The following is a 25,135-nucleotide window of genomic DNA, read 5'->3' as shown; positions in this document are numbered from 1 at the left end:
TAACCCAGACCCTAAAACCGGTTTAGCTGGGCTTCTGGCCCGTGATTGTTGGAACTGTGCCACAAAACTGTTCGTCTGCCGTCTTTACCCTTCCTTCAGAAAGCGGGCATAGAATTAGCACGATTTTACAGATATACTAAGCAATCACAGTAACCTGGCCGTTCCAACACGAGAGGAAATGGCAAGATGAAACCTGTACTGGCCCGAATTCTGGTTCTGTTGATTCTTCTGCTCGCTCTGGTCAGCGGCTGGTTGCTGCTGATGATCCCGGATGACAATGCCGACGCAATTGCTGCACTGGAACGCGGCGACAAGAAAGAAGCCTTTGCCCTCTACAAAACCGCGGCCCAGAAAGGAGACCGCCTGGCCCAGACCGAGCTGGGCATCATGTACAACCGCGGCACAGGAACACTTAAAAACCAGAAAGAAGCTTTCAAGTGGCTGAGCAAGGCAGCAGAAGGCGGACAGGGAAGAGCCCAGTATTATCTGGCACACATGTACAGCAATGGCTATGGAACTGAACAGGATAACCAGAAGGCTCTTTTCTGGTATCAGAAGGCCGCAGACAAGGGTATCGAAGCCGCCTATCTGCCGCTGGGGCTGATGCACCTTACCGGAAAAGGCCCTGACGGAGAGATCGAGATAGACACTGCAGGTTTGAACGGTCAGATCACGCTGGAACTCTCGGGTGAGTTATCTAGTGAAGCTTCTCCTGGCGAGAACATTTCCACATCGGCCTCGACCAACAGTCTCCCGGCCTCCGCAATTACAGATCCACGTGCCGCCTTTCCCTGGTTAAAAAAAGCGGCAGAACTCGGAAGGCCAGAGGCAGAATATCTGCTTGGACTGCTGTATCAAAAAGGGGAAGGCCTGCCGAACAAAAACAGTGCGGAAGAAAACATGGAACAGGCCGTGTTCTGGTTTGAAAGAGCCGCCAAGAGCACGCATGTCGACGCCCAATATGCCCTCGCCCAGCTTTTTGACGACCGCGGCAGCAACCAAGAAAACCAGAGCCAAGCCTTTCGCTGGTACCAGCAGGCTGCAAACCAGGGACATCCCAGAGCCCAGTACCGTCTCGGCACCTTCTACCGCGATGGCAAAGGTACTTTGCCCAACGACTGGCAGGCCGCAACCTGGTTCAGCAATGCCGCCAACCGCGGCTTTCTGGAGGCCCAGTTTGCGCTGGGAGAGCTTTATCAGAGCCAGAACGAACTGGGCCCGGATTACACCAAGGCATATATGTGGTTTGGTATTGCCACGCTTAATGGCCACGAAGAAGCGCTGGAACGCAAAAACACTGCAGCCCGACAGCTTCAGCCCGAGGCAAGAGCCGCTGCGGAAAAGCTGATTGCTGACTGGCAAAAAAACCGGAACCAGCCAGCCCGTTAATCTGCGGTTGCGCGCTTGATTTTCTGATGAGTATCTTCATTGACACCGATTTTCCAGTACGCGCTGACATAGCTGTCCTCGCGCGGGATACCGCGTTCCTGCAAAAGGTGAACACGCAGCTCCTTGACCACAGAGGCTTCGCCCGCAACAAAAATACTGGGTCGGCCAGGTCTCCAGCGGATCGCGCGGATAAACCGGCTTTGCTCTTTGCTGGGTTTTTCCGGGGTCGGGTTCACCAGCCAGTGAATATCGATCCCTTCCGGGGCATCAATCTCCTGGCGGTCGTCTTCTGACGTAATTTCAAACACGGCTGTACCAACAGCATCACGTGGAATTTCTTCCAGCGCAGCGGCAGCAGCGGGAATAGCCGTCATATCAGCAGCCAGTAAAAACCAGTCTGCGTTCAGGAAGGTCATCTTTTTCGGGCCAGGCCCAAACAGGCCGATAAAATCACCGGGAATGGCACGTTGGGCCCAGTTGCTCGCGGGGCCTCCACTGCCCTCCCCTTCCGGACTTTCCTCTTTTCCCTGATCCTGACCATGTAAGGCAAAGTCAATATCAATTTCCCGCAGATCGGGCCGATGATGACGAATGGTATAGGTTCGCGTCACCGGGCGTTGTCCTTGCTCGATCTGGGACAGAAAGCCTGCCGGATCAATGTCCGGCTCTGGGATCAACAGCTTCACATGCGCCCCTTCCTGCCCCTCGGGGAAATTGCGCAACCCTTCTCCACCCAGCGTCACCCGCAACATATGCGGGCTTAGCTGACGTCGGCTGATCACCGAAAGAATGCGGGGCAATCTGGCTTTCGGGCGTTCAGTGACAGAACCATCAGCAACGGGACCATCATTGGCAGCCCCCGTGGGAAGAGGCCGCAGGGACGCCTGTTCCCTCAAAACCTTGGGAACATTCCAGCCTGCGCCAGCTGCCGACGCCGTTGATCGTCCATCAGTCTGCCCTGAAGGCGAAACAGGGGCTTCTTCTGTTCTGGACGATGCTGCTCTGGTCTTGTCTGTCATCAAACTATCCCCCTCAAGATAGAAGCACTCATATAGAGTTTGCGGTTTTCTGTTCTGCCATATAGGGCGTCGTCACGATCAGTTCAATGAGAATAATTCTCAATTAAAGCAATAAATCGTGAACAGGAAAATCGCGACACGCTGTAAATTTAAAATCCATGCGTGTTATAAGGATACGCGGCAAGGTAGCAAGCAGCATTTCTGGCGAGACAAAAAAGAACACAGCCCAACAGGAGGTATCCATGTCTGATCTTAAAATCACATCCTGGAACATCGAGCACATGAAACGCCTGTTCGAAACCGGGGGCAGTGCCACTGTCCAGCAACGGCGTGCCCGACGACGGGAATCAGTCGCCGCCGAGATCACAGCCCTTGATGCCGATGTACTCTGCGTTCTTGAAGGCCCCGCTTCGGCTACGGACATGAAGGAATTCTGTGACAATGATCTAGCGGGTAAGTGGCAACTGATCGAAGCGGCAGATGACCAGTATGGCATCCGGGGCAGCCAGTACATCTGGTTCCTGGTCAAAAATCATCTTGCTTCTGATGCCTCTCTTCTGCCTGTTGCGACCTTTCGCGAATTTGCCGGGGAAAGCTGGAAAGTTCACTATTGGGGCGATTTCGAGGAACAGACCCACCGCCATTATCGCACCCCGCAAACCCTGTTGCTTGACTGGCGCGGCGAACGGCTGGAGTTTATCGGCCTGCATCTCAAGAGCAAGTTTGTCCAGCGAGGCGCCTCTGACTGGGCAGCAGGCGGACAGCAAAAGCAGGATTATATCCGTGCGGCAATCAAGGCGCGCATCAAACTGACCACCGAAGCCCAGAACGTCCGCAACTATATCGATCGCAAGTTTGCCCAGCTGGCCGCACCAAACATCTTTGTCATGGGCGATCTCAACGATGGTCCCGGCAAGGAGTATTTCGAACGCCAGTATCTGTTTTTTGATCTGCTCTCCAACATCCAGGGGGATGTGTTTTTTGCCCGACGTTTCCTCAACCACGCCCTTTTTGATGCACCCGAAGAGCTGCGCTGGTCGGTAAACTTTCAGGACTTTGTCGACCCCGAACGCGATCCGCATATCCTGCTCGACCATATTCTTTTTACCCAGGCGCTGGTGGATGGCTCCAAACCCTTCGAGATCAGATCCGGTGCCGGCAGGGTCGAGCACGAAATCCACGAAGAAATCAATGCCCCCCTGCCTCAATACGCCCACAGCAGCGACCATCGTCCCGTCTCGGTTACTCTGTCAGAAAAATGAAGAAAAAATAGAATTTCAACTGCTTGTGATGGATCAAAAGCGCATTTACTGTCACACTGTGACAAGTTTTTCTGTCCTGACAGCGGGCAGGAAAAAGAGGAGACGAACTCTGGCACAACAAGTTTAAAGAGTTGGAAAAAAAGTGATTGTTCGCCTGATTGCCGCCTGTTGTTTTTTTGTCATTGCAAATGGTTCCGTCCAGGCAGAGGAACCCCGCAAAGCCCAGATTTTTGCGGGTGCATTTTTTCCCTTTATACTGGAACAGGATAACGAAGGGACGCCACGGGGATTATCGGTCGATATCCTTGAAAGAATTTCCGCACTAACCGGAGATCCAATCGAGGTAAAGGTCTATCCCTGGGCCCGGGCACAGCAGTTGCTAAAGCAAGGCACCGTCAATGGTCTTGTTGGCCCCTACCGCTCTGCGGAACGGGATGGCTACATGACCTATTCCAACACTCATTTTTACGAAGATCGCATGGTGCTGTTGCAGCGCAAGGACAAGCCCGTCCCCTGGGATGGTGATTTCAGATCCATGAGCAGTTACAGTATCCTGACAATCAACGGCTGGGCTTACGGACCGGAATTTGATGCAGCGCGGCCCCTGCTTAGAACCGAGAAGGTTGCCACGGCAGCACAGGCCCTGTTGATGCTCCGCAATGACCAGGTCGATCTCGTTGCCCTGAACGAGCGAAATGCCTTGTATGAGATAAGGAAAGAAGCAGCGCTGGAGGAAATAGAGATCAAGGAGCCAGAGTTTCGAACTGTAGTCGGCTATTTTGCCTTCCCCAGGGAAAATACAGACCACGCTTTTCAAAAGCGGTTTAACGACGCGCTCGATCACCTCGCCGCCACCGGAGAAATCAACCAGCTTTCTGCCCGTTACGGCCTCTCCTACATTGGCAGAGTAACGAACTAGACGGGCAGAATATCACAAGGACAAATACCGAAAAAACAAGGAGGTAACTCTTCCCTCGGCCCATAAAAAAACGCGCCCCCGGATGAGAGGCGCGTTCACAGGTTTTTTGTCTTCCGTCTGCAACAGCAGATCCGGCTAACTGTTCAATACCTTCAACAGACGATCTGCACGTCCTGCCAGGTCTTCGGCAATGCCCATGACCTCTCCGGCAACAGTGTGGACCTGATCAACGTTCTGGGTCACGCCACTGATGTTTGCTGTAATATCATTCACACCGGAAGCCGCCTCGCCGACGTTTCTGGCAATTTCCTGGGTCGCGGCTCCCTGCTCTTCCATAGCAGCGGCAATCCCCGAAGCCCCCTGGTTGATATCACCAATCGACTTGGTAATATGGGCAATGGCTGTTACGGCACTACCAGAAACTTCCTGAATTTCCGCAACCTGTATCTTGATATCTTCAGTGGCCTTGGCCGTTTGGGTCGCAAGCGCCTTGACCTCGGAAGCAACAACGGCAAAGCCCTTGCCTGCCTCGCCCGCCCGTGCCGCTTCAATCGTCGCATTAAGTGCCAGCAGATTGGTCTGCCCGGCAATATCATTAATCAGACTGACCACGCGATCAATCTTTGCCGAGGCCTCTGACAGGCCGCGCACCAACTGATTGGCCTGTTCGGCTTCGGTAAAGGCATTTGTTGCCATCGTAGAGGAACGAGAAACCTGCTGGTTGATTTCCTTGATCGATGCATTGAGCTGATCGGCGGCAGACGCAACAGTCTGGGTATTTACTCCGGCTTCTTCAGCGCCTGCAGCGACAGTAACGGTACGTTCCGCCGCTTCGGATGCCGTGCGGTTCATCGACTGGGCACTGTTGTTCAACTGGCTTGAAATCGAGGCAATCGCATCAACCATCTCGCCAAAGGTTTTCATCTTGTTCTCGACACCGTCTGCTGCAGTATTGATCTGCTGGGCGGCTTCACCAAAAGACCCGACCATGCCATGAACCGCAATTCTACGGAAATACTGGTTTTTCGAGATAAAGCCCAGGCAGGCTGTTGATTCCCGGACATAGGCATCCGTGCGGTCGATCATTTCGTTGATCCGGTTGCAGAGTTTGCGTTCAACGTTGTCTTCAGGGGTAATATCCAGAATACGGGCTTCAAAATTACCCTGGCAGATCGCTTCGCAGACCTGAAGTATCTGCTCCAGGGCTTCCGGGCGGATACCTTTACTCTGAACGGTTTCTTTTTTCCGCGCAAACATACTCAATCCTCCCGGGCCAGAGTGGCAATGAATTCATTATAGGACTGGTTTTTCTCGGCCAGGATCTGGTTGAGGGCTTCAATTGACTGCTTGATACCTTCCTTGCGATTACTGTTGGCATCTTCAATTTTCTTGAGCTTGTCATATAGCGGTTCGATGATTTTCTTGATCGTCTGCGGGTTTGGTACTCGCCGGGTAGAGTGATAACCAACGATTTCCCCATTGACCGTACTGGGGGTCACATGAGCAATCACCCAGTAATGATCCCCATTTTTGGAGGAATTCACCACATAGGCGAAAATTTCCTCGCCCTCGGCCAGGTTTTTCCACAAAAGCTCGAAAATAGCCCGAGGCATATTGGGATTGCGGATGATGTTATGAGGCTTACCGATCACCTCACTCTCGGAGTAACTCGCTATTTGCAGAAAAATATCATTCGTATAGGTCAAACGCCCTTTGAGATCTGTCTTGCTGACGATCAAATCATTGCGGTCAAAGAAGAGTTCCTTGCCTGGATATTGCATGTTTCATTTCTCCCATTCGCCCATCTGGCGAGCAGGAACATTATGTAAAATAAAAATTAATCAGAAATTAAATAAACACAATATGAATACAAAATAAAAAATTCTAATTCTTAAAATAAACAAATATTTACTTACAATTCATAAAAACAGAACATCACAACCAAGAGTTTAATTTTATCTCTTAAGAACATAAAATCACAAGTCTCCGTTTTTACTTAAAACCGCCCCTAACAAACTCTTGCTTGAAAAATAATTTCTGCATCAACGGGTACGTTTACACTTCAACCAAATCGATAAAATCCATCATCCAGCTATCCGTAACGGGCACTTTCAGCTATACTTGGGCAGGTTTGGTATAGTGCAGGCGTTATTGACTTCACCATCCGCCTGGATTTCTGGAAACAGGCCGCTCTCTGGCGCCTTATCCCGGGCATCTTTGGCTGACAGGATCAGGAGGGGCGTCCCCAGTTGACGATCTCTACGGGAAAGGTACAACCAAGGCGATTGGCACTCCATCACATCCTGTTCATCGGGTTCACCATCATATCAACCCTGCCGGTTTTTTTTCTGGCCACCTGGGCTCAGAAATCGGCACAGAACAGGGAAATGGCAATCGTCGAGGACAAGCATCTGCTTTTTGCAACCAACATTGCGAGCAGGCTGGAAGACTATGTTGCCGATACGGAAAATCTGTTCAGGGTCCTTGCGCAAAGCATGCTAACCGACCTGCCTTCCTCTCAGATTTCAGAGCTGCTCCAGGGGATCGACTTCAACCACATCTGCCTTATCGCCCCGGACGGCACCCAGTTGAAGCATGTCGAGAAAAACGCCCTGGGCGAGGTCCGCCCAGAGATCACCCCTGATCAACTCACCCGTCTGGGGCCAGAGCTGCTGTTGGCCGGATCAAAAGTGGGCGAGATCATCTTCAGTCGCGTTTTACCGGACGAAAACGGTGCCCCCAGTCTTTTTATGATCCGGGCTGAAAACAATGGGAATTACACCGTTGCAAACCTTTCCACCGGGTATCTCTCCGAAGTTGGAAAAAGTGTCGCCTTTGGCAAGAAGGGGCATGCGGTCATTGTTGATCAGACCGGCCAGGTCCTGGCCCACCCCAATCCTGCCTGGCGCAACAGCATGGAAGACCTTTCAAAAATCAAGCCGGTCGCCCTGATGCTGGCGGGTAAAACCGGGATAACCACCTTCTTTTCCCCCTTTATACAAGCCGAGATGATTGCCGCCTACACCACTGTACCCCGCATTGGCTGGGGCGTCATGATTCCCCAGCCTCTGAGCGAGCTTCAGGAGGAGACCGGCGAGCTGCACCTCGCCGCCATATTTATCACTCTCTTCGGGATCATCGCTGCGGCCATGACCAGCTGGTGGCTGGCCCGCTATCTGACCCTGCCAGTACAGTCTGTCGTCAAGGCTGCCGGGGAAATCAGGGCCGGACATCACGACACCCGTGTTCCCGCCTTCTCCTCTCTGGCGTCACGGGAAGCAGATGAACTGATCGCCGCTTTCAACAGCATGATCGAAGAGATAGAAAAGGTAGAACTGCAGCTTAAACAAAGTGAACAGCGCTTTCGTGACTATGCCTCAAGTGCGTCAGACTGGTTTTGGGAAATCGACAGTCAGGGACGTCTGATCTGGGAAATCGACAGCAAACAAGCAGGAAACTGGGGTTTGAATTTTAATGATGTCAAAGGGCGCACACGAGAAGAGCTCGCTGGCGATCTGATGTCGGATGAGCAATGGCGCCCCTACCGCAAAGCTCTGGCTGAAGGAAGTGAGATCAAGGGGTTCGAATACTGTTATCTCGGAAAGGATGGGGTCGTTCACCACGCTGAGGTTGACGGGAAACCACTTTTCGATTCAGAAGGGAAATATATCGGTCACCGCGGCGCGGCATCAGACATCACAGCCCGCAAACAGATCGAGGAAAAACTGCAACAGGCCCTGGCTGAAGCCGAAAGAACCAGCGAAGCCAAATCCGAATTTCTCGCGACCATGAGTCATGAATTCCGCACCCCGCTAAACGCCATCCTCGGGTTTAGCGAAATGATCCACACGCGTTATTTCGGTCCTCTGGGCTCGGATAAATACGGCGACTACGCCAGGCATATCCACGAAAGCGGCGCACACCTTCTTGCCTTGATAAACGATATTCTCGACATCGCTTCTGTCGAAGCCGGAAAACGGACCCTGCTGCGGGAAGACATTGATATCAAAGTTCTTTTTAGTAAGTGTCTTTCCACAATAGAGAAAAGCGCCGAAGAACGCGACATCGCCCTTTCCCTCAACCTGCAGGAACCGCTTCCCCTGCTGCAGGCAGACACCCGTTCCCTGACCCAGATCACCCTCAACCTGCTTTCCAACGCCGTAAAATTCACCAACCGTGGCGGCAGCATCGCCCTTTCTGCCAGGGTTTGTAACGGGCAAATGCGTCTTTCCGTCCAGGACACGGGAATCGGGGTTGCCTCGGAAATGATCCCCGTTATCACCGAACCCTTTGCCCAGGCAAACTCGAACTCCCCGCGTGCCCGGCAGGGCAACGGGTTGGGACTTTATATCGTCAAATCCCTGGTCGAGGCACAGGGCGGAGAAATGACAATTGAAAGTGCCCTGGGCAAAGGCACCACCATCACCATTCTCTTTCCGCTTGAACAGGAGGGGGAACAACCGCCATCCCGGGACGATGTTCCCGAAATCATCGGCGAACGTCCCCGCTCTGTCCGGGCAAACCGCTCACCCCAGGTAAAACAGACAAAAACACCACCAGAGAAACACCCCAAAGCCGTGCCTAAAAAGCAGAAATAAAATCACAGGGGATTACAGGTGGAGCATCACGCCTCCAGAAGCTTCCTCTGAACCTGATAGATGACAGAGCTCTTACCAAGAAGCTCAAGGCCGGATCTGCAAAAAAACAACGGCCAAGGCTTCATCAGGAACACAGGAACTATTCATGTATTCCAATATCTTACCGCGCAGCATTTTTGAAAAAAAACCGCAACATTACCCTTGTGATAACAGGGATAAAAAATAGGCAAAAACTCTTGAGAATACAGGCTGGCGAGAAAACAGCTCAGGTTACTCACCTTTACCCTGTCCGATATTATCGGTGCGCATCTTGAAGACCTTGCCACCACGTATCACCGTACGATCCTGCCCTTTACGGCTGGTCAGCGACAGCCGCTGACGCCAGTTGGCAACCGTTTGGGGGGATGTCCCCACCTGGCGGGCTATCTCGCGATCAGACCAGTTCCGGCGCTCCGGATCTTTCAGATAAGCCGTAATAGCTTCACGTTTTTCGGCATTTGTCAGACGGGGTTCATCACTGCTTTCACGCAACAGACGCTGCTCCAACGCATCAACCCGCGCCTGTAACGCAGCAATTTCACCATCCCGGCTTTCCAGAAGGTTCTGGGCCCAAGTCCCCCACTGCTCCATCTGGGCAACAGACTCACGCAGACTGTCCTGTAATTGTTTCAAACGCTCGACAGAGGCCGTGTCCGCCCTGCCCCCGTCTGCTTTTCGACGTCCAGCCATAAACCTATGCCTCGACCCGCGCCGTTTTCGTCCCGACAGGAGTTGTAATCCTGAAGCCAGGCTCTTCAAAACCGGGATCGTCATTGCCCGGGCGACTGGCCGTCGCCGTTACCGTGTAGTGACGCTGTTCCACAGGAGCCCAGCGATACTGCTGCCCCCCTTCATTATCGCGCCCCCCGACAAGATCAAGCGCCCCTTGCCCCTTAGCCCCAGAAGACGAAGACGAAGAAGAGAGTTTTTTCCCGACCGGCTGGTTTGGACCCGAGGAAGCAGAAGGCATTACACCCGCCGTTCCATTTCGCACAGCACCGGGAGCCGGGACCATAACCTGTTCATCAAAACGGACATCCTTTTTCAAGGTGCCAGTATCCTGATTTTTTTTGTCGTTGCCTGCCGACTTTAGCTGCTCCATCTCACGGAGAAGTTCCAGAGCCTCTGACCGCGACCGCGACAGATCACGAAAGAGTTTCTCTGCTTCTTCTCGTCGGTTCAACGCCTCTTCCATCTGCACAGCAAGCGCCTTACGAACACCGGAGAGTTCACGTTCCAGTAAAAAACGCTTTTCCTGTTCTTTCTTGATAACTGCCGATTTCTCCTCAACGGCCTGACGCAGGGTTGCGATCTGCAACTCTTGACGGGCAAGGGACCACCGTAAAGATTCAAGCTGGTGTTCTTGCGCCTGCTCCTGAGCAGATGCAAACTTGCCACCTTCCGCAACGGAGGTCCCCACCATCAGCTCCTGAAAGCTGACTCCTGCGCTGGCGAGCAAATGCCTGGCACGACCAAAAGCTGCCGAAGCCTCACCCTCGACCGCTGAATCAAGCAATGCCACCACTTTCTCGAACCGGCGCATATCCAGTTGCGTTCTCTTCACAGTGTCCCCCTGCAGAGCGCTTGTCGCGCCCATCTATATATTTTGTTAGATGATAGTATTAATCTTAATTAACTAATGCAACTATAAAATTAGATAGTTATTGAATTTAATTATATCTATCAAAGCACAAGCCCCATGATCCCTTACAAATAGCGCCTTTCCCGCCAAGCATCACATATTCAAGGCGCCCCTGAAGGCTCCTGCCAACTTTGGCAGATCGACAATTGGTAAGTGGAGTAGGAAAGGAAGGTGTGTAAACGTGTCAGTAGCCTGACTGCCAAGAAGGACAAGGGATGCTGAGGTTAAAACCCGATTGCATACCCCCTTAGTTTTATTTCTCGCTGCGATCCAGGTCAGTTTTGCCAGATCCGATTGCCAGATCCATTCGGATACGACGGACTGGCTTGACCAGATGTCGTCAGCCTGATGCCCTCTTTACCCACAAAGACGCCCTGGAGCCTTGTCGAGCACTTTACGCTGATTTTCAGCATAAAAAATGGATGAAGGCAGGTGGTTCGATCCTGCTGTCATTTGCCTCGGAACCAACAGGAACTTCTTCGCCGAGCGGGTGACCGACCTTTCCCTCAAGCACCTAAAAAGACCAAGGCCCTATAACTATGCGCCAGAGATCTGTTCCCCGAACCTGCTCGACAGTCATTGCCGTCAGGTTATGCCCCCCGGAAGGCACCCGCAAGACTCCCGGACGTTCTTTCCTGGAAAGCTGTCCTTTTGAAGAACGTCCTGAGCCACAGATGTGCCTGATACAATCCGGAGGGATATTACTAACGGAGATATAGACAGAGAAATATCGACATTGGTTCTGTTATGCCCATACTGTCTCTTTATTTACCTCCGCAAAGCCATTTCTGGCTACTGGATCTGGATAGCCAATGCAATTCTGTTCCAGGCATTGATTGTTGTGACCAGCATTATGATCTGGCCAATCTGCTCTTCGTTGAAATGTTCTTGTACTTGAGCATAAACACGATCTGTAACTCCCTGTCGGGATATATGGGTCATTTCCTCTGTCAGAGCCAGAACAGCACGTTCCTGATCAGAAAACATCGGGGACTCTTTCCAGGCGGATAAGGCGAAAATACGTTCAACAGCCTCTCCTTTCCCCAGTGCTGCTTTTGTATGCATTTGGATACAATAGGCACAGCCGTTTATTTGAGAGGCCCGGATTTTGACAAGCTCGATCAAAATGGGCTCAAGATCCGAGGTTTCCAAATACTTTTCCAGCCCGAACATGGCGTCATAGGCGGCGGGCTGGACTTTGGCAATATCAATACGCGTCATATAAAATCTCTTGTTTTTGAAGGATGATTTAAAGGATGGAAAGTTTTTTTACCCTCAAGTATTGTTGTAAAAAATGCATATTTTGTATTTTTATAATTGCTAAATCAGCACTAATGGCAAGATGACATCACCATGCTCAAACTTGATGACCTAAAGATATTTATCGCCACAACAGAAGCAGGGAGTTTTGTCCAGGCAGCGCGGCACCTGGACATTGCGCCATCCGTTGTTAGCAGAAGCATCAAAAACCTTGAGCTACAGCTGAAAACGACACTGTTTAACCGCACAACCCGCAAGATTACCCTGACGGGTGAAGGGGTATGGTTGCGGAATCGTGCGATAAAAACACTGGATAACCTGCACGAAATTCGCTCACACTTTGCCGATAACAATGCCGAACTTGAAGGGCATTTGACTATTGATGCCGCGACATCTTTTACACTGCATATGCTCGCGCCAATTTTGTCAAAATTTACAGATCTTTACCCGGGGATCCGCCTTTCACTTGAGGGGAATGAAAACATTACTGATCTGATTGAAAAGAAAGTCGATATTTCTATTCGGATTGGCGAGCTGAAAGATTCCGGGATGAAGGCAAGAAAAATAGGTTCCGTTCGGCGGGCCTTTTTTGCCTCGCCAGATTACATTCACAAGCATGGAAAACCTTTGGATGTAACAAGCCTGAAAGACCATAAGTGCCTCGGGTTCTCACAAGCACCATCCCTCAATAACTGGCCGATCAAGACAGAAAATGGGGACTGGCTGAAAATCACCCCCCATTTGACTGCCAATAACAGTGAAACACTCAAACAGCTGGCTCTGCATGGCAATGGAATTCTGTGCCTTTCAGACTTCACTGTACGAACGGAAGTTGCACGAGGAGAGCTCGTGCCCATTCTTGAAAATCAGATTGTGCCACATGCAATCCCGATATCTGCGGTTTACTATTCCGAGCACAATGTCGTTAGACATATCCGGGTGTTTTTGGATTTTTTGGCAGAGCATGCCGAGTTTTAAGAACATTATGCAAAGGTTGTTTGGCGTCAATGTTCTGAAGGGATCAGGCGCTGATATGTTTTTCTCGCGCTCTTTCTAAAATCAGACGAATAATTAAATGATCAGCGTCAAATAAAGACACAGCCTGACATATAACCAGGACATATTTATTGGTCCTTCCGATGTGGAGCCTGAACGACCAAAGCGGCGATCCATCGGCAAAAAAGCCCGCAAAACACCTCACTGGATAGAGACATTGAGGTGGAGAGAATAACAGGCTGGCAGGAGAAACAAATACCTCCCCCGCCCCGGACATAAAAATCGCGACAACCAGAGAGAACCCCTTAGGGTGAAACCGTCAGAAGTGTGCGTTCTTTTTCCGGCACAGGCTGTTCATAACAATCCACATTTGCCAGAGAACGATAACAATAGGCCGCAGGTTCGGACGCATAGATAATGGTTATTTCCTCAGGATCGGCTTTTTGGGTACTGCAGGCCGCCAGTCCCAACAGCACCCCGCCCAGAACGAGAGGACGGGTTCGGGATATTTTTGCCAGAATAGCCCGGTGTAAAAACCTGATAGAAAGATCTGAAGCGGTCACCATCATTCCCAAACCATGCATCTCTTCACCTCCGGGCAATCATAACACAAACTGTCTTCACTTTCCTTACAAGTTTCGGGCCAGTTTCCTGAAGACAAAATTATTTTCGACCGATGGCCTGGTTTTCATGGCAGGTCGGATATTGAAAAAGAAACTCTTTATTAACAGGTTAGGTTGCAAAATGGCTTCAGCATAACGTTTAGAAATCTTGGTTTTACCAACCAGTCATTCCTTAAGCGCTGTTCAGATAACGAAGAGGAATGTCCCTGGTACCGGTCTCGCTGGTGGATGTTCTCATCAGAAGATCGGAAAGAGCAGAGGATGTCAGCAATGCCAGCCACTCCCCCTCCCAGAGGAAAAGCGCCGCCAGGACGTGATCGTGAGCGGGATGACGACGATGATGACTTTGAACACATCGAGAGCGAACTGGATGATCTGAGCCACGCCGAATTTCTCACGCTATACAAAGAAGCAGGCGACAACCTTCTTTTTGCCAAGCAAAAACAATGGCATAGCATGGCATATCTCACCCTCGCCTTTGTTGCCATATACCTGCTGGCCCGGGCCAATGTTCACGATCTCAAATTCGTCAACTATCTTTCTGCCTGCTCGTTTATCCTCAGCATCTTCGCTATCGTCACGGAAATATTCCTGCAGTTCTGGCAGATCAACGAACAGCGCAAGATCCGGGATATTGCCGAACATCTCTCGACCTCGGCCCAGCATGTGCGCTCACTCAAATCCAGCGGCGAGTCAGACATTCACCGCTACATTATGCTCTTTATGCTGATGGCCTATATCGTCATGGCCCAGATTGCCCTGATCCGTGCGCTCTGGAATTTAACCGGCTGATCGCTCCTTGCCCTCCAAGCCGGAGCACACGTGACAAGGCCCGCCAAAAGCGGGCCTTGTGTTATCTTGATGAATTGCCTCTCAATCCGGGAGGGTGCAATCAGACCAGCGGCTCAAGGATAGAGACATAGCTGGCAACCGCCGCCCCGCCCATATTATAGATCCCGGCCAGTTTCGGGTTTTTCACCTGCACTTCCGAAGGTGCAGTTCCCGTCAACTGCATGGCGGACAAGACGTGCATGGACACACCTGTCGCCCCCACCGGATGACCTTTTGATTTCAGTCCTCCCGAAAGATTTACCGGCAACTTGCCCCCGGGATAGACCCATCCTTCTTTCAGAGCGCGAAACCCTTGTCCCGGGGCGGTGAGACCCATGGCTTCATATTCAATCAGCTCGGCAATGGTAAAACAGTCGTGGGTCTCGACAAACGACAGGTCGTCCAGCGTGACATCAGCCCGTTGCAAGGCCTGATGCCAGGCCCGGGTACAGCCCTCAAAACGCACAATATCGCGTTTGCTCATGGGCAGGAAATCACTGACCTGACTTGTGGCGCGAAAGCGTACAGCCCGCTCCATCTGCCGGGCGGTTTCCTCGTCTGCCAGGACCAGTGCCGCGGCACCATCAGAGACCAGTGAGCAGTCCGTGCGTTTCAGATTGCCGACCACCACCGGATTTTTATCCGACAGGCTGCGACAGAACTCATAACCCAGATCTTTGCGGATCTGCGCCAGCGGATTGTGAACACCGTTGGCATGATTTTTAGCTGCAATATGGGCCAACGCGTCGGTCTGCTCGCCAAACTGCTGATAATAGAGATCACAGATCCGGGCAAAAACCCCGGCAAAACCGCCCCGGATATCGCCTTCCTCTTTCAGATAGGCCGCCTTGAGCAGGGTCTTGGCAATGTCTTCTCCCGGCAGGGCAGTCATCTTTTCCACCCCGACCACCAGAACAATACGCGCCGCGCCGGATTCAATAGCCCGCAAGCCATGATGAATGGCCGCCGAGCCTGTCGCGCAGGCATTTTCCACCCGGACGGCTGGCTTGAAGCGCAAGGCATCATCGCTCTGTAAAATCAGGGAAGCCGGAAACCCCTGCGGAGAAAAACCCTCGTTAAATGTCCCCAGGACCACCTCGTCAACATCAGCGCCTTCGATCTGGGCATCAGCCAGGGCCTGCCGACTGACCTGGGTAATCAGGCTTTCGACATCTTCGTCCGGCAACTTGCCAAAAGGGGTGTGAGCCCAACCAACAATACAGGTAGACATGCTTTTTCCTCCAGAACCAGGGCTGAAGCCCACAGGGATTGCCCCAGCAAGATCGACAGATCAGGCTGAACGGTCAGATAAATCAGTGTGTCACCTAATCTACCACAGTCCCGGCTCCACCCCCTAAGGTAATGTTGCAGTGCGGCATGGCAAAAATACAAACCCTGCTTTTAAAAAGCAGCATTATCACTCTTTTTTATACTCTCAATGGGTTGTGAAAGGGTATTTCGGAAAACCGGAATGGCCTCCCCCCGCACCTTCTTCAGAGGATTTTCCACGGCCCTCATCCGGGAAGACCTCTCGCAAGACCGATCCAAGATGAGTGACACTTTCAAGTAAATCCGGTGTGTTGTGGTTATCCAGTACCAGGACCGCCGCTGTTTCCATCGACATCATGTTTTCCTGTCTTACCGCCTGAACCAGCCAGAGAACGTTAAGTTCGGTGGCACAGATCATCCGCCGACAGTCCGGGCAGCAGGATACGATAAATTCGAAAGGGGTTTTCCGGGCTTTGCGGATTGACCGGATCAAACGCCCGACGGCACTGACAACCCAGGCGCCGTCATACGGCCCCAGCTGTTGCTCTGCCTGTTCGAAGACCTGCTCCCAGGCAAGTGAATCCGGGTCAGCGTAACTTCGGCAAAAACCCCGTAACAGATCAAGCACCAGAAGCTCAGAAGGCTGGAAGTTATAATTTTGCAGCGGATAGCTGCGGGTTTTTTGAGGATACTGCGGCCACCCGTGAGGCGACGCGTCGGGATCGTAACAGGTCATACTTTTCTCCGCGAAGTTACAATCTTCCGGCAGGAAAACGTGCAGTTTCGAAAATAACTAGGAATGGCCTGACGTAAACATTTTCGATCAATCCGTTCTACGCGGATTTTCTTTCTATGATATGAGGCTTGATGCACTGAGATAAAACTGCCGGAGTCTCCTCCCGCGGGTTCATGCAGATACCCTTGCCTCACCTCTAAAGAAAGATGGGGCGATTATTGACACCCCGTGCAACAGGGTCAAGAGGAATCTGGAATATCAGTTAAAATTCAATAGACTACCCTTGAAATCTTTCAGCCGAAAATTCTGTTTTTTGTCCCTCCCTTCTCGAAAAAACAACTCGTTTTTCAGGGAAGAATTTTGCTAATCCCTTGTTAATATTTCAGGAGGATAGTGGATACAGGGTTGAATGGATCAGGTCTTGTAAATGAGGTGATCTCCCCCATTGCCGTAGTGCAAAATGACCGGTTCACAAAACAGGTTTTATAAGACGGACAGGCTAAAGCATTCGTTGGATGAGGACCGGGAAAACGGGACTGAAAATACCAGCGATAAAAACCTCCGCAGAACCTGGAATGCGGGTCAGGCCGTTCCTTCTCCCCCCTCTCTCCTTTTCGCGTGCCATCGCAAAGCGACAGCTTTCACGCCACCGCCTGCTCAAGATCCACAATAACCTCTTTGAGCATGGCAAAACATTCCGGATCGATGGCGCTATCGACCATGTCCTGCATAATCGCCAGGGCCTTTTCCAGCGGCATTGCAGCGCGATAGGGCCGATCCGCACTCAAGGCATCAAAAATATCGGCCACGGTAACAATACGGGTTTCCAGCGGGATTTCGTCGCCTTTGAGACCATAGGGATACCCCTTCCCGTCCAGCCGTTCATGATGCCCGACAGCGACAGGTACGAGATCCTGCAGGGCTTTGATCCGGCTAAGAATATTTTCGGAATAAACCGGATGTAGCTTGATCTGGGTAAACTCCTCATCAGTCAGTTTCCCCGGTTTATCCAGGATCGAGTTGCTGATGCCCAGCTTGCCGATGTCATGTAGCAGCGCGGCACGACGCAGCCAGCGCCGCTGTTCGTCTGAAAACCCCATGCGCTGGGCGATCAGGTCTGCCAGCACAGTTACCCTTTCACTGTGCCCAGCCGTAAAGGGGCTCTTTGAATCCACCACCTGGGCAAAAGCTTCGGCAATATCATCAAGATAGTCCTCGTCAACGTAACGCGCAGCCTGCCCCGGCTCGTAAAGATAGATAACCTTGTCCAGACCGGGATCCCTCAATGCCTCCCAGAAAGAGGCATCTTTTGCCAGCGCGACAAAGGCGAGCACCAGCCCGGGCGAAAACCAGCTGCCAGAACGCTGTTCGATTTCCTTGATGGTCATCGCCGGATCATCGTCAGAGGAAAAAACATCAACCACTTGTGCCAAAAGCGCAATCTGCGAGAAAAGCGGAATTTCCTCCCCCTTGCGCCGTTCGGGCAGGCCCGATCCATCCCAGTGTTCATCAAGGTTGCGAATGCCTTCAGTCACCCTGTCACTAAAATGCATTTTTCCCGCAATATCAGCACCGCGGTGACACCGGGTTTCAATCAACTCCCGAGCCAATTCACCGCCATTTTGCAAAATATTCAACACAGCGCGGAAACGTTCCGCCATCCCGGCCTGCATCCCGGTATGGGAAAGCACAAAACCCAGCACTTTGGTCAAGCTGCCATCGACCTTTTTGAAATCGCGCTTGAAGCCGATGTCATCTGTCAGATAGTGGCTGCAGATCCGGGCTGCATTGCTGCTGCAACCAAGATCCTTGAGCAGGAGGGTATAATAGAGATCTGACAGCTCATCGCTTTTCAACCCCATATGCTCACCCAGACGGATACCAATCCAGCAGCAGCGGATACAGTGGCCAACAGGCTGTCCTTCGGTCAGGTCAAGCGCATGACTGAGGGCAGACAGCAGTTCGGACAAACGTATCTGGCCTGCCTTCTTTACCGCCAGATCTTCTACCACCATTCCATGGGCTCCTGTCGGTTCCTGATTATACTGTCAAGTTTTCCAGGCACCAGAGTTAGAGCACACAGGTTAAAAACTGCTGAAGCTTGTGTACAAAACCTCCACAGAATTCTTGCGAAAGCTGAGGAGAGCCCCACTCAATCCCCAGAAGTGAAAGACACAAAAATCTCAGAATCTTGCCCCTATAACGGGAGAAGGAAAAAATTAGGATGTAAAGCTCTCAGTATTATTCTATTCTGTTGCAAAGACTTAAGCAGTCACAGAAGCAGTCACCGGGTGAAATAAACAGCCCGACACAAAAATGAACTGCAAAAACGGGGAAAAGAAAAATGGCCGACAATCCACCGAGAGCCACACACGCTCTTGAGATTAAAAAGATTACCACCCGGGACATTGCCGATATTCTCAAAGCAGGTTTTGATGATTTCAGGGCTGCAGCCCGGTACTGCCTGTTTTTTGGCGGGATCTATGCCATCGGCGGGTGGCTGCTGATCCTGTTACTCTTTCATTTCGACATGCCGTACCTTGTCTATCCTCTTGCCGTTGGCTTTGCCCTCATCGCGCCTTTCATCGCCGGAGGGTTTTATTTCATCAGCCACCAACTGGAAGAAAAACAGCCCCTGAACTGGGCAAAAACTTTTGCTGTCGTCCGCTCGATGTTCGAGCGTGATCTCGGCTGGATGGCGCTTGTCACAGGTTTTTCCCTGTTTATCTGGCTGGATATCGCCGCTTTTCTCACCTTCAGCTTTTTCGGCTTTAAACTCTTCACGCTCCCCGAACTGATCCATGAAATCATGACCACCTCCCGCGGCCTGATTTTTCTGCTGGTTGGCAATACTGCCGGGGTGCTGATCTCTTTTGTCGTCTTTTCCTATTCTGCGGTATCCTTTCCCCTGCTTTATCACCGGGATATCGATTTTATTACCGCCCTGATCACCAGCGTCAAACTGGTGATCAAGAACCCTCTGCCCATGGCTCTCTGGTGCGCGACAATTGCTGTCCTCATTGCCGTCTCCCTCCTGACTGGCCTGCTTGCGCTCTTTGTGGTCCTCCCCGTTCTCGGGCATGCAACATGGCACCTCTATCGTAAGGCCATAGGTCCAACGACACTATGATTCCCTTACGCATCGACAGAAAATATTTGATGTATATCTAACAATCAGCCAACCGTTCACTGCCAGAGAGCAGATAAAAGACAGGATCAAGACAAATGACAAAAAGTTCCATCCAAGGTACTATTACTCGCAAAGAGGATAAATAATAACAATTGTTCGACCAGGCATCCTGCTTTAACTTCACGTTAATTGCAGATGTCTAAACTGCTGTTTTGAAAGAAGGGTTCGCTATGTGGGTGGCTAAAATCACAAGGGACATCATCAATACCGGAATGATTTTTCTACCTTTAGGGAGTATTCCTCTTTTGGATTACCTTCGTAAACATCCAGTCTTTCTTTCAAGCATTCGCGAGTTTGTCTCGATACCTCGGAATGTTTTTTCTTGCCCTTACCGTAGATAGATCGGGATCAGACAGAAAATGGCGCCCTCAACGATAGACATACGTCTTCGTCAAGAAGTTGATAAGCTGATCATGTATATGGATCGTCTGCGTCAGGAACTTGCTGACACCAGCCGCAAAAAAGGGGAACGGACAGACTTTGAAAACATGTCCGTACAACTTGATGCCCTTGTGCGGAATACCGAAGAGGCTTCAGACCAGATCCTCAAGGCAAGCGAAGGTGTTCTGGATATTGTTGATGATATCCGCGCCGAGGCTGATGAAGCTGTCCGCAATGACCTTTGCGACAAGATAACGGCCTATTCTCTGGATACGCTTGAGGCTTGCAGCTTTCAGGATCTGACCGGGCAGCGGGTAACCAAGATCCTCCAGTCCCTGCAATTTGTTGAAGACAGGGTCAACGCCATGATCTCTATCTTTGGGCAAGAGGCTATCATCGACAAAGGGGCTGCGATCTCGGCACAAGAAGAGCCGGATGATGAAGTTTCCATGGATGGCCCGGCCATTGTCGCGGATGAGGCCATCTCCCAGGATGATATCGATGCCCTGTTTGATTAAACTGTCCGGGTTTTACCCCGAAACATAGCTCGGCATACCTTTTCAGCACAAATTGCTTTCCATCCCCTCTATAGAACGCTGAAAGGCGCAGAAAATGTCGGTTTTATGACATGCGCTTTCTGCATATCTCAGTTGTAGAAATCCCGCTCGTAAAATGCGCTCAGCCGGATTACATCCTTCACATCGGACGGACACGAACCTTTTCGCGAAGCGTCTAAACTTTATTTGACCGACTGTTTAGGAGTTAAAACAATGGCTACAGTTACTTTCAGTGAAACACTTCCCCTTAATCCGACAGCCGGCTATGCCCAGCGCATCGGCCTGTCCCTGGGCACCCTCTTCATCTCCATGATCGAAGCGATTGAAGCCTACAAACTGCGTCGCCAGACACGCATCGCTCTCTATAACTGCAGCGACGCTGTTCTCGAAGACATCGGCCTGTCCCGTGGTGATATCGAAGGTATCGTTTCCAAACTCTGATTACCCGGACATGCCTGCTTGCGTGAAAGCTCGCGCAGTATAGAACCTCTGTCACCAAGAATCTCCTGCCTGTAGTCCGGCATGGCAGGGTTCTGACAAAGATGTTTTATAAGAGGCGTATCCCGGAAGGTCAGACTGGATCAGATACGTTGACTGTGCTCGCAGCTTTCCCAACATCCCGCAAAAAGGCCCTGAAGATTTTCTTCAGGGCCTTTTTTAAAATCTGTTATGAAAAAACATAAAAATAATTATTTAAACAGTACCTTATTTGTATTCCTGCATACAAAACAGCATCACCATATTCACCAGATTGTCATCATTGGACAATGGCAGGAACAAAACTTCATCATGTAACTGTAATCCGGAATCCCATTCTTCATCCAACTGATCAAAGATGAAGCTCTTGCACTTGCACACATAAAGATAGTTTTCCTCAGTTTCGGCCCAGAGATCGCCATGAAAATGGTCTCGCACCAGCTTGCCCGTCGGGTCGTTTCCCCGCTTGGTGACTTCCCCCGTTCCAACCAGCCTGTAGGTAAAATCTCCTGTTTTCTGGTCAACATCGACAAGCGTAATCCCCGGGAGAAACTGCTTCATCTCGATTGGGTCAAAATCTTTTCGCTCCGGCATGGAACGACCTTGTTTTTTACTGCAATAAAACTCATAGAAAGCCCGGATTTTCGGGTCACATATCTTCAGGAAACTCTCATCATAGATCTTGTTTCTTGGATAGCGCACATGAAACATAATGGTTTCTTTCTCTAGCTTCCTAACAGTCCGGGAGGCCTCTTGATATGAGGGGTTATCCCCTGGATTGCTTGCCCAGGATTATAGACTACCATGCCTCAGACGAAAAGTTTCCTGGAAATCATGTCATTCTGTTCCTGCACTGCGTCCCTCAGGCAGGGTTTTTCGAGCGTCTGATCCGGCCACGAAAGGAAACTGGAGCCGCGCTGTCGTTCCCTCGCCCAGCTTGCTGTCTATTTCCAACTGCCCCCCGTGCATCTCGACGAAGCTCTTGACCAGAGGAAGCCCCAGGCCGGTCCCTGATTCCGTCGTCACAGAAACATCCGCAACCTGACGGAAGGGCTGTAAAGCCAGGGCAATGTCAGCCGGGGACATCCCGATCCCCGTATCCTCGACCCGTATCTCCCGGCTTCTGGCATCACTCCAGTCATAGGACAGGCGAATGGTGCCGCTCGCAGGCGTGAATTTACAGGCATTCGAAAGCAGGTTTACCACCATCTGTTTGCTCATGCGTGCATCAGCGTAGAATAATTTTCCCGAAACCTGGTCCCCGGAAGAAATCTGTCCCGAAACAGGGATATCCTTGTCAATATCGAGCATGACAGTGCCCTCTGGACCGACACTGTAAAGCTCGATCGTCACTTCACGTGACAGGGCAAGGCCACTCATCAGTCGAGCGCATTCTATGATCAACCCGTTCCCGTCCATCCATTGCCGGTCAAGCTCCATTTTACCTGCCTCGATTTTGGCAAGGTCGAGAATATCGTTGATGATCGCCAGAAGATGACTGCCACTATCATTGATCATCGCGGGATATTCCTGATACCGCGTATTTCCCACCGGGCCAAAAATTTCCTGCTGCATCACCGAAGAAAACCCGATGATTGCATTGAGGGGCGTTCGTAATTCATGGCTCATCATAGCCAGAAATTCACTTTTGGCCCGATTGGCCTGTTCAGCAGAAATTCTGGCTGAAACAGCTTCGGCATGTGCCTTTTCCATCGCCCCGGCAGCTTCTTCCAGCCGGTGATTTGCGGCTGTCATTTCATCATGCAACTGTTTGTCCCGGGTAATATCCCGCCGCAAACTGACAAAACCAACCCCGGGAATACGCTGTTCATGGATCAGATGCCATCCCCCCGCAGACGGTTGTTCAAACATGCCCGTACTGGGATGGTGCAGTCTTTCCAGTCGCTTGGCCAGATAGGCTTCCGGATCCGAATAACACAACGGGTCCATTACAACCCCGGGGGCTTTCATGGTAATGCGGATAATATCGAAAAAATGCTTCCCGACGAGCTCTTCCAATGGCGGCATATAGGGGAAAATCTGACGATAGGCCTGGTTGAAATACAACAGCCGATCATCCATGTCATAGACAATCATCGCATCAGGCATCTGCTCCACCGCCAGATGCAAGAGCGCATCAATCCGGGCATTCCGCTCTTTCTTGGTCTCCGGCGACAGGGTGACAACCAGACGTGATTTTCCAGCGATAACAATTGCACCAGAACTCGATTTGCAAAAAATCTTCTGGCCGTTTGCATGGCGCAATATCAGGGAATCCCCCCGGATAAAGCTCATTTCAGGGGATCGGTTCAGGGATCTGTCAAATAACAGATCAGACGGGGCAAGGGTTTGTAATTCCTGTTTTGTATAGCCAAGCATAGAAACGGCCCGCGCATTCATCTCGACCAGGGACAAAGCATCCTTGCTCAAAATCAGCACTGCCGCCTCGTTCTTGTCGTCAAATTCCGGTGCAGGGACAAGACTGTCCACGGCACCCTTTATTTCAACTGACATTCAGGCCTCACATCCGGCGAAAGCATAGCTTTGGTAAAAACAAATGGAAAGAGCCATCATGCAGATTCTTTCCCTGGGGTCCTCACAACTCCCTTCTTTCCCGGTGCCGGACATTCCATGAAAATAGTTGAAAGCGTTTATCGGTTTTACAATCCGGATAACCCAACAATTTTTTAATATATTCGTCCTATTCTTGGTCAGAGCTAACGGGGCAGCAAGGGTAACGGTCCTGAAAACAAGCCCAAAAGACAGGGCAAGACAATCCGGATGCCTTATGCAGACAGAGATCTTCTCAGACGGCACCTTGACCAGAATGAACGGTGGTTATGCAAATCTATCAGGTTTCACTCCCGGCTTCCCATAACAGCAGGTATCATCTGTATCCAGGCACTGCCAGAGCATGGCTCAACAGATTGCGTCTTGTCTTTGGCGCTGCGTTAGCCTTCTTGATGATATTCATCGGGGTTCAGCCCTCCCCGGTGCAGGCTTCTGTGCCTGAATCTCCCGTCCCCTTACGATTGATCCTCAACGACTGGACCAGCCAGTTGGTCATGACCAGAATACTCGGTGAGGTCTATCAGACTCACGGGTATAAAGTTGAATACAAGCTTGTCTCTACCAAAGACCAATGGGCCCGGCTCCACCGGGGACTTGAACACATTCAGGTCGAGGTCTGGGAAGGAACAATGGCCCATGATCTGGAAAAGATCAAAGTCCATGGACAGGTAATCGAGGCCGGAGACCATTCTGCCAAAACCAGGGAAGAATGGTGGTATCCGGAATACGCCGAAGAACTTTGCCCTGGTCTCCCGGACTGGACTGCCTTGCGCGATTGCGCCGCCCTCTTTGCCAGCCCGGATACCGCACCCAGAGGGCGCTATGTTGCCGGGCCATGGGAAAAACCCGAGCGGGCGCGGATCCGTGCCCTGGATATGGATTTTGTGCTCACCCCCGCCAAAACGGCAGACGATCTCTGGATCGAGCTGGCCAGGGCCAGTGAGATAAAACAACCCATTGTTCTTTTCAACTGGAGCCCGAACTGGGTCGAAAACCGCTACAGGGGAAAATTTATAGAATTCCCCTCCTATGCACCAGAATGCGAAACCGATCCTGCCTGGGGAATTAACCCCAGGCGCCTGTACGATTGTGGCAATCCCAAAGACGGCTGGTTGAAAAAGATTGCTTGGCACAAAATGTCCGTCACCTGGCCCTGTGCCTATGCCATTTTACAGGATATGGATTTCACCAATGCCATGATCAGTGAGGTAGCCGCGTTCGTCGACGCCGATGGCCTTACCGATGAAGAGGCCGCAGAAAAGTGGCTCGGGGAAAACCGGGCAATCTGGCAAAGCTGGGGGAAGAACAGCTGTGACTAGAATAACCTGCTTTTTTCCAGCCGATATCAGGAAACATACCTGCTGTATCCATTGGTC

22 protein-coding genes are annotated in these 25,135 nt (G+C 51.2%); 10 read left to right on the top strand and 12 right to left on the bottom strand.

Annotated elements, in window-relative coordinates; translation table 11 throughout:
• Nucleotides 1-186 precede the first annotated feature (186 nt).
• Entirely contained in the window at nucleotides 187-1,389 is a 1,203-nt protein-coding gene (locus O4H49_RS02565) for an SEL1-like repeat protein (RefSeq protein WP_269421845.1), read from the top strand.
• Here the strand turns inward: O4H49_RS02565 and O4H49_RS02560 are convergent.
• Complete coding sequence (locus O4H49_RS02560) at nucleotides 1,386-2,408, bottom strand: siderophore-interacting protein (RefSeq protein WP_269421844.1); 1,023 nt, start codon at nucleotides 2,406-2,408, stop codon at nucleotides 1,386-1,388. The two genes, O4H49_RS02565 and O4H49_RS02560, sit on opposite strands and share 4 nt — an antisense overlap.
• 242 nt (nucleotides 2,409-2,650) lie before the next feature.
• Between O4H49_RS02560 and O4H49_RS02555 the strand changes: the two genes are divergently transcribed.
• Together O4H49_RS02555 and O4H49_RS02550 are read left to right on the top strand one after the other, a co-directional pair.
• Entirely contained in the window at nucleotides 2,651-3,670 is a 1,020-nt protein-coding gene (locus O4H49_RS02555) for an endonuclease/exonuclease/phosphatase family protein (RefSeq protein ID WP_269421843.1), read from the top strand.
• A 142-nt stretch (nucleotides 3,671-3,812) separates the two neighbouring features.
• Entirely contained in the window at nucleotides 3,813-4,589 is a 777-nt protein-coding gene (locus tag O4H49_RS02550) for a substrate-binding periplasmic protein (RefSeq protein WP_269421842.1), read from the top strand.
• Between the two features lie 135 nt (nucleotides 4,590-4,724).
• On the opposite strand, the gene O4H49_RS02545 is transcribed toward O4H49_RS02550, so the two are convergent.
• Nucleotides 4,725-5,846, bottom strand: a complete 1,122-nt coding sequence (locus tag O4H49_RS02545) for a methyl-accepting chemotaxis protein (RefSeq protein ID WP_269421841.1) — start codon at nucleotides 5,844-5,846, stop codon at nucleotides 4,725-4,727.
• 2 nt (nucleotides 5,847-5,848) lie between these two features.
• Nucleotides 5,849-6,370, bottom strand: coding sequence for a PAS domain S-box protein (locus tag O4H49_RS02540; RefSeq protein ID WP_269421840.1), 522 nt, complete (start codon nucleotides 6,368-6,370; stop codon nucleotides 5,849-5,851).
• 468 nt (nucleotides 6,371-6,838) lie between these two features.
• Between O4H49_RS02540 and O4H49_RS02535 the strand changes: the two genes are divergently transcribed.
• Nucleotides 6,839-9,187 carry an ATP-binding protein gene (locus O4H49_RS02535; RefSeq protein WP_269421839.1) on the top strand — a complete coding sequence of 783 codons (2,349 nt, stop codon included), beginning with the start codon at nucleotides 6,839-6,841 and terminating at the stop codon, nucleotides 9,185-9,187.
• 270 nt (nucleotides 9,188-9,457) lie between these two features.
• On the opposite strand, the gene O4H49_RS02530 is transcribed toward O4H49_RS02535, so the two are convergent.
• From O4H49_RS02530 to O4H49_RS02520, 3 genes are all read right to left on the bottom strand, one after another.
• Entirely contained in the window at nucleotides 9,458-9,916 is a 459-nt protein-coding gene (locus tag O4H49_RS02530; RefSeq protein ID WP_269421838.1) for a helix-turn-helix domain-containing protein, read from the bottom strand.
• A gap of 4 nt (nucleotides 9,917-9,920) precedes the next feature.
• On the bottom strand, nucleotides 9,921-10,790 hold the full coding sequence (locus O4H49_RS02525; protein WP_269421837.1) for a hypothetical protein: 870 nt from the start codon (nucleotides 10,788-10,790) through the stop codon (nucleotides 9,921-9,923).
• A gap of 870 nt (nucleotides 10,791-11,660) precedes the next feature.
• Entirely contained in the window at nucleotides 11,661-12,089 is a 429-nt protein-coding gene (locus O4H49_RS02520) for a carboxymuconolactone decarboxylase family protein (RefSeq protein WP_269421836.1), read from the bottom strand.
• A gap of 132 nt (nucleotides 12,090-12,221) precedes the next feature.
• On the opposite strand from O4H49_RS02520, the gene O4H49_RS02515 reads away from it, so the two are divergent.
• The gene (locus O4H49_RS02515; protein ID WP_269421835.1) at nucleotides 12,222-13,106 is read left to right on the top strand and encodes a LysR family transcriptional regulator; all 885 of its coding nucleotides are present in this window, start codon (nucleotides 12,222-12,224) and stop codon (nucleotides 13,104-13,106) included.
• Nucleotides 13,107-13,429: 323 nt separating this feature from the next.
• Here O4H49_RS02515 and O4H49_RS02510 read toward each other — a convergent pair whose 3' ends face one another.
• Nucleotides 13,430-13,708 (bottom strand): hypothetical protein, encoded by a 279-nt coding sequence (locus O4H49_RS02510; protein ID WP_269421834.1) that lies wholly within the window; start codon nucleotides 13,706-13,708, stop codon nucleotides 13,430-13,432.
• A 309-nt stretch (nucleotides 13,709-14,017) separates the two neighbouring features.
• On the opposite strand from O4H49_RS02510, the gene O4H49_RS02505 reads away from it, so the two are divergent.
• Nucleotides 14,018-14,539 carry a hypothetical protein gene (locus O4H49_RS02505; protein ID WP_269421833.1) on the top strand — a complete coding sequence of 174 codons (522 nt, stop codon included), beginning with the start codon at nucleotides 14,018-14,020 and terminating at the stop codon, nucleotides 14,537-14,539.
• Between the two features lie 100 nt (nucleotides 14,540-14,639).
• Here O4H49_RS02505 and O4H49_RS02500 read toward each other — a convergent pair whose 3' ends face one another.
• The 3 genes from O4H49_RS02500 to O4H49_RS02490 all read right to left on the bottom strand — a co-directional run bounded on the left by O4H49_RS02500 (nucleotide 14,640) and on the right by O4H49_RS02490 (nucleotide 18,598).
• The gene (locus O4H49_RS02500; protein ID WP_269421832.1) at nucleotides 14,640-15,809 is read right to left on the bottom strand and encodes an acetyl-CoA acetyltransferase; all 1,170 of its coding nucleotides are present in this window, start codon (nucleotides 15,807-15,809) and stop codon (nucleotides 14,640-14,642) included.
• Nucleotides 15,810-16,013: 204 nt separating this feature from the next.
• The gene (locus O4H49_RS02495; protein ID WP_269421831.1) at nucleotides 16,014-16,583 is read right to left on the bottom strand and encodes a hypothetical protein; all 570 of its coding nucleotides are present in this window, start codon (nucleotides 16,581-16,583) and stop codon (nucleotides 16,014-16,016) included.
• 641 nt (nucleotides 16,584-17,224) lie between these two features.
• Nucleotides 17,225-18,598 (bottom strand): HD-GYP domain-containing protein, encoded by a 1,374-nt coding sequence (locus O4H49_RS02490; RefSeq protein WP_269421830.1) that lies wholly within the window; start codon nucleotides 18,596-18,598, stop codon nucleotides 17,225-17,227.
• A 329-nt stretch (nucleotides 18,599-18,927) separates the two neighbouring features.
• Between O4H49_RS02490 and O4H49_RS02485 the strand changes: the two genes are divergently transcribed.
• The 3 genes from O4H49_RS02485 to O4H49_RS02475 all read left to right on the top strand — a co-directional run bounded on the left by O4H49_RS02485 (nucleotide 18,928) and on the right by O4H49_RS02475 (nucleotide 21,152).
• On the top strand, nucleotides 18,928-19,713 hold the full coding sequence (locus O4H49_RS02485) for a DUF2189 domain-containing protein (RefSeq protein WP_269421829.1): 786 nt from the start codon (nucleotides 18,928-18,930) through the stop codon (nucleotides 19,711-19,713).
• Nucleotides 19,714-20,132: 419 nt separating this feature from the next.
• A complete protein-coding gene (locus O4H49_RS02480) occupies nucleotides 20,133-20,672 on the top strand; it encodes a protein phosphatase CheZ (protein WP_269421828.1) in 540 nt (179 codons plus the stop codon).
• 252 nt (nucleotides 20,673-20,924) lie between these two features.
• Complete coding sequence (locus tag O4H49_RS02475; protein ID WP_269421827.1) at nucleotides 20,925-21,152, top strand: DUF1127 domain-containing protein; 228 nt, start codon at nucleotides 20,925-20,927, stop codon at nucleotides 21,150-21,152.
• 264 nt (nucleotides 21,153-21,416) lie between these two features.
• Here O4H49_RS02475 and O4H49_RS02470 read toward each other — a convergent pair whose 3' ends face one another.
• Together O4H49_RS02470 and O4H49_RS02465 are read right to left on the bottom strand one after the other, a co-directional pair.
• On the bottom strand, nucleotides 21,417-21,899 hold the full coding sequence (locus tag O4H49_RS02470; RefSeq protein ID WP_269421826.1) for a PAS domain-containing protein: 483 nt from the start codon (nucleotides 21,897-21,899) through the stop codon (nucleotides 21,417-21,419).
• Between the two features lie 126 nt (nucleotides 21,900-22,025).
• Nucleotides 22,026-23,702, bottom strand: a complete 1,677-nt coding sequence (locus O4H49_RS02465) for a PAS domain-containing sensor histidine kinase (RefSeq protein WP_269421825.1) — start codon at nucleotides 23,700-23,702, stop codon at nucleotides 22,026-22,028.
• A 326-nt stretch (nucleotides 23,703-24,028) separates the two neighbouring features.
• Between O4H49_RS02465 and O4H49_RS02460 the strand changes: the two genes are divergently transcribed.
• Nucleotides 24,029-25,078 (top strand): ABC transporter substrate-binding protein, encoded by a 1,050-nt coding sequence (locus O4H49_RS02460; RefSeq protein WP_269421824.1) that lies wholly within the window; start codon nucleotides 24,029-24,031, stop codon nucleotides 25,076-25,078.
• The last annotated feature ends 57 nt before the right edge of the window (nucleotides 25,079-25,135 follow it).

It is taken from the genome of Kiloniella laminariae, assembly GCF_027214005.1.
Taxonomy (GTDB): Bacteria; Pseudomonadota; Alphaproteobacteria; order Kiloniellales; family Kiloniellaceae; genus Kiloniella; species Kiloniella laminariae_A.
Note: the sequence above shows the minus strand (reverse complement) of the source record. Positions and strands in the feature narration are given on the sequence as shown.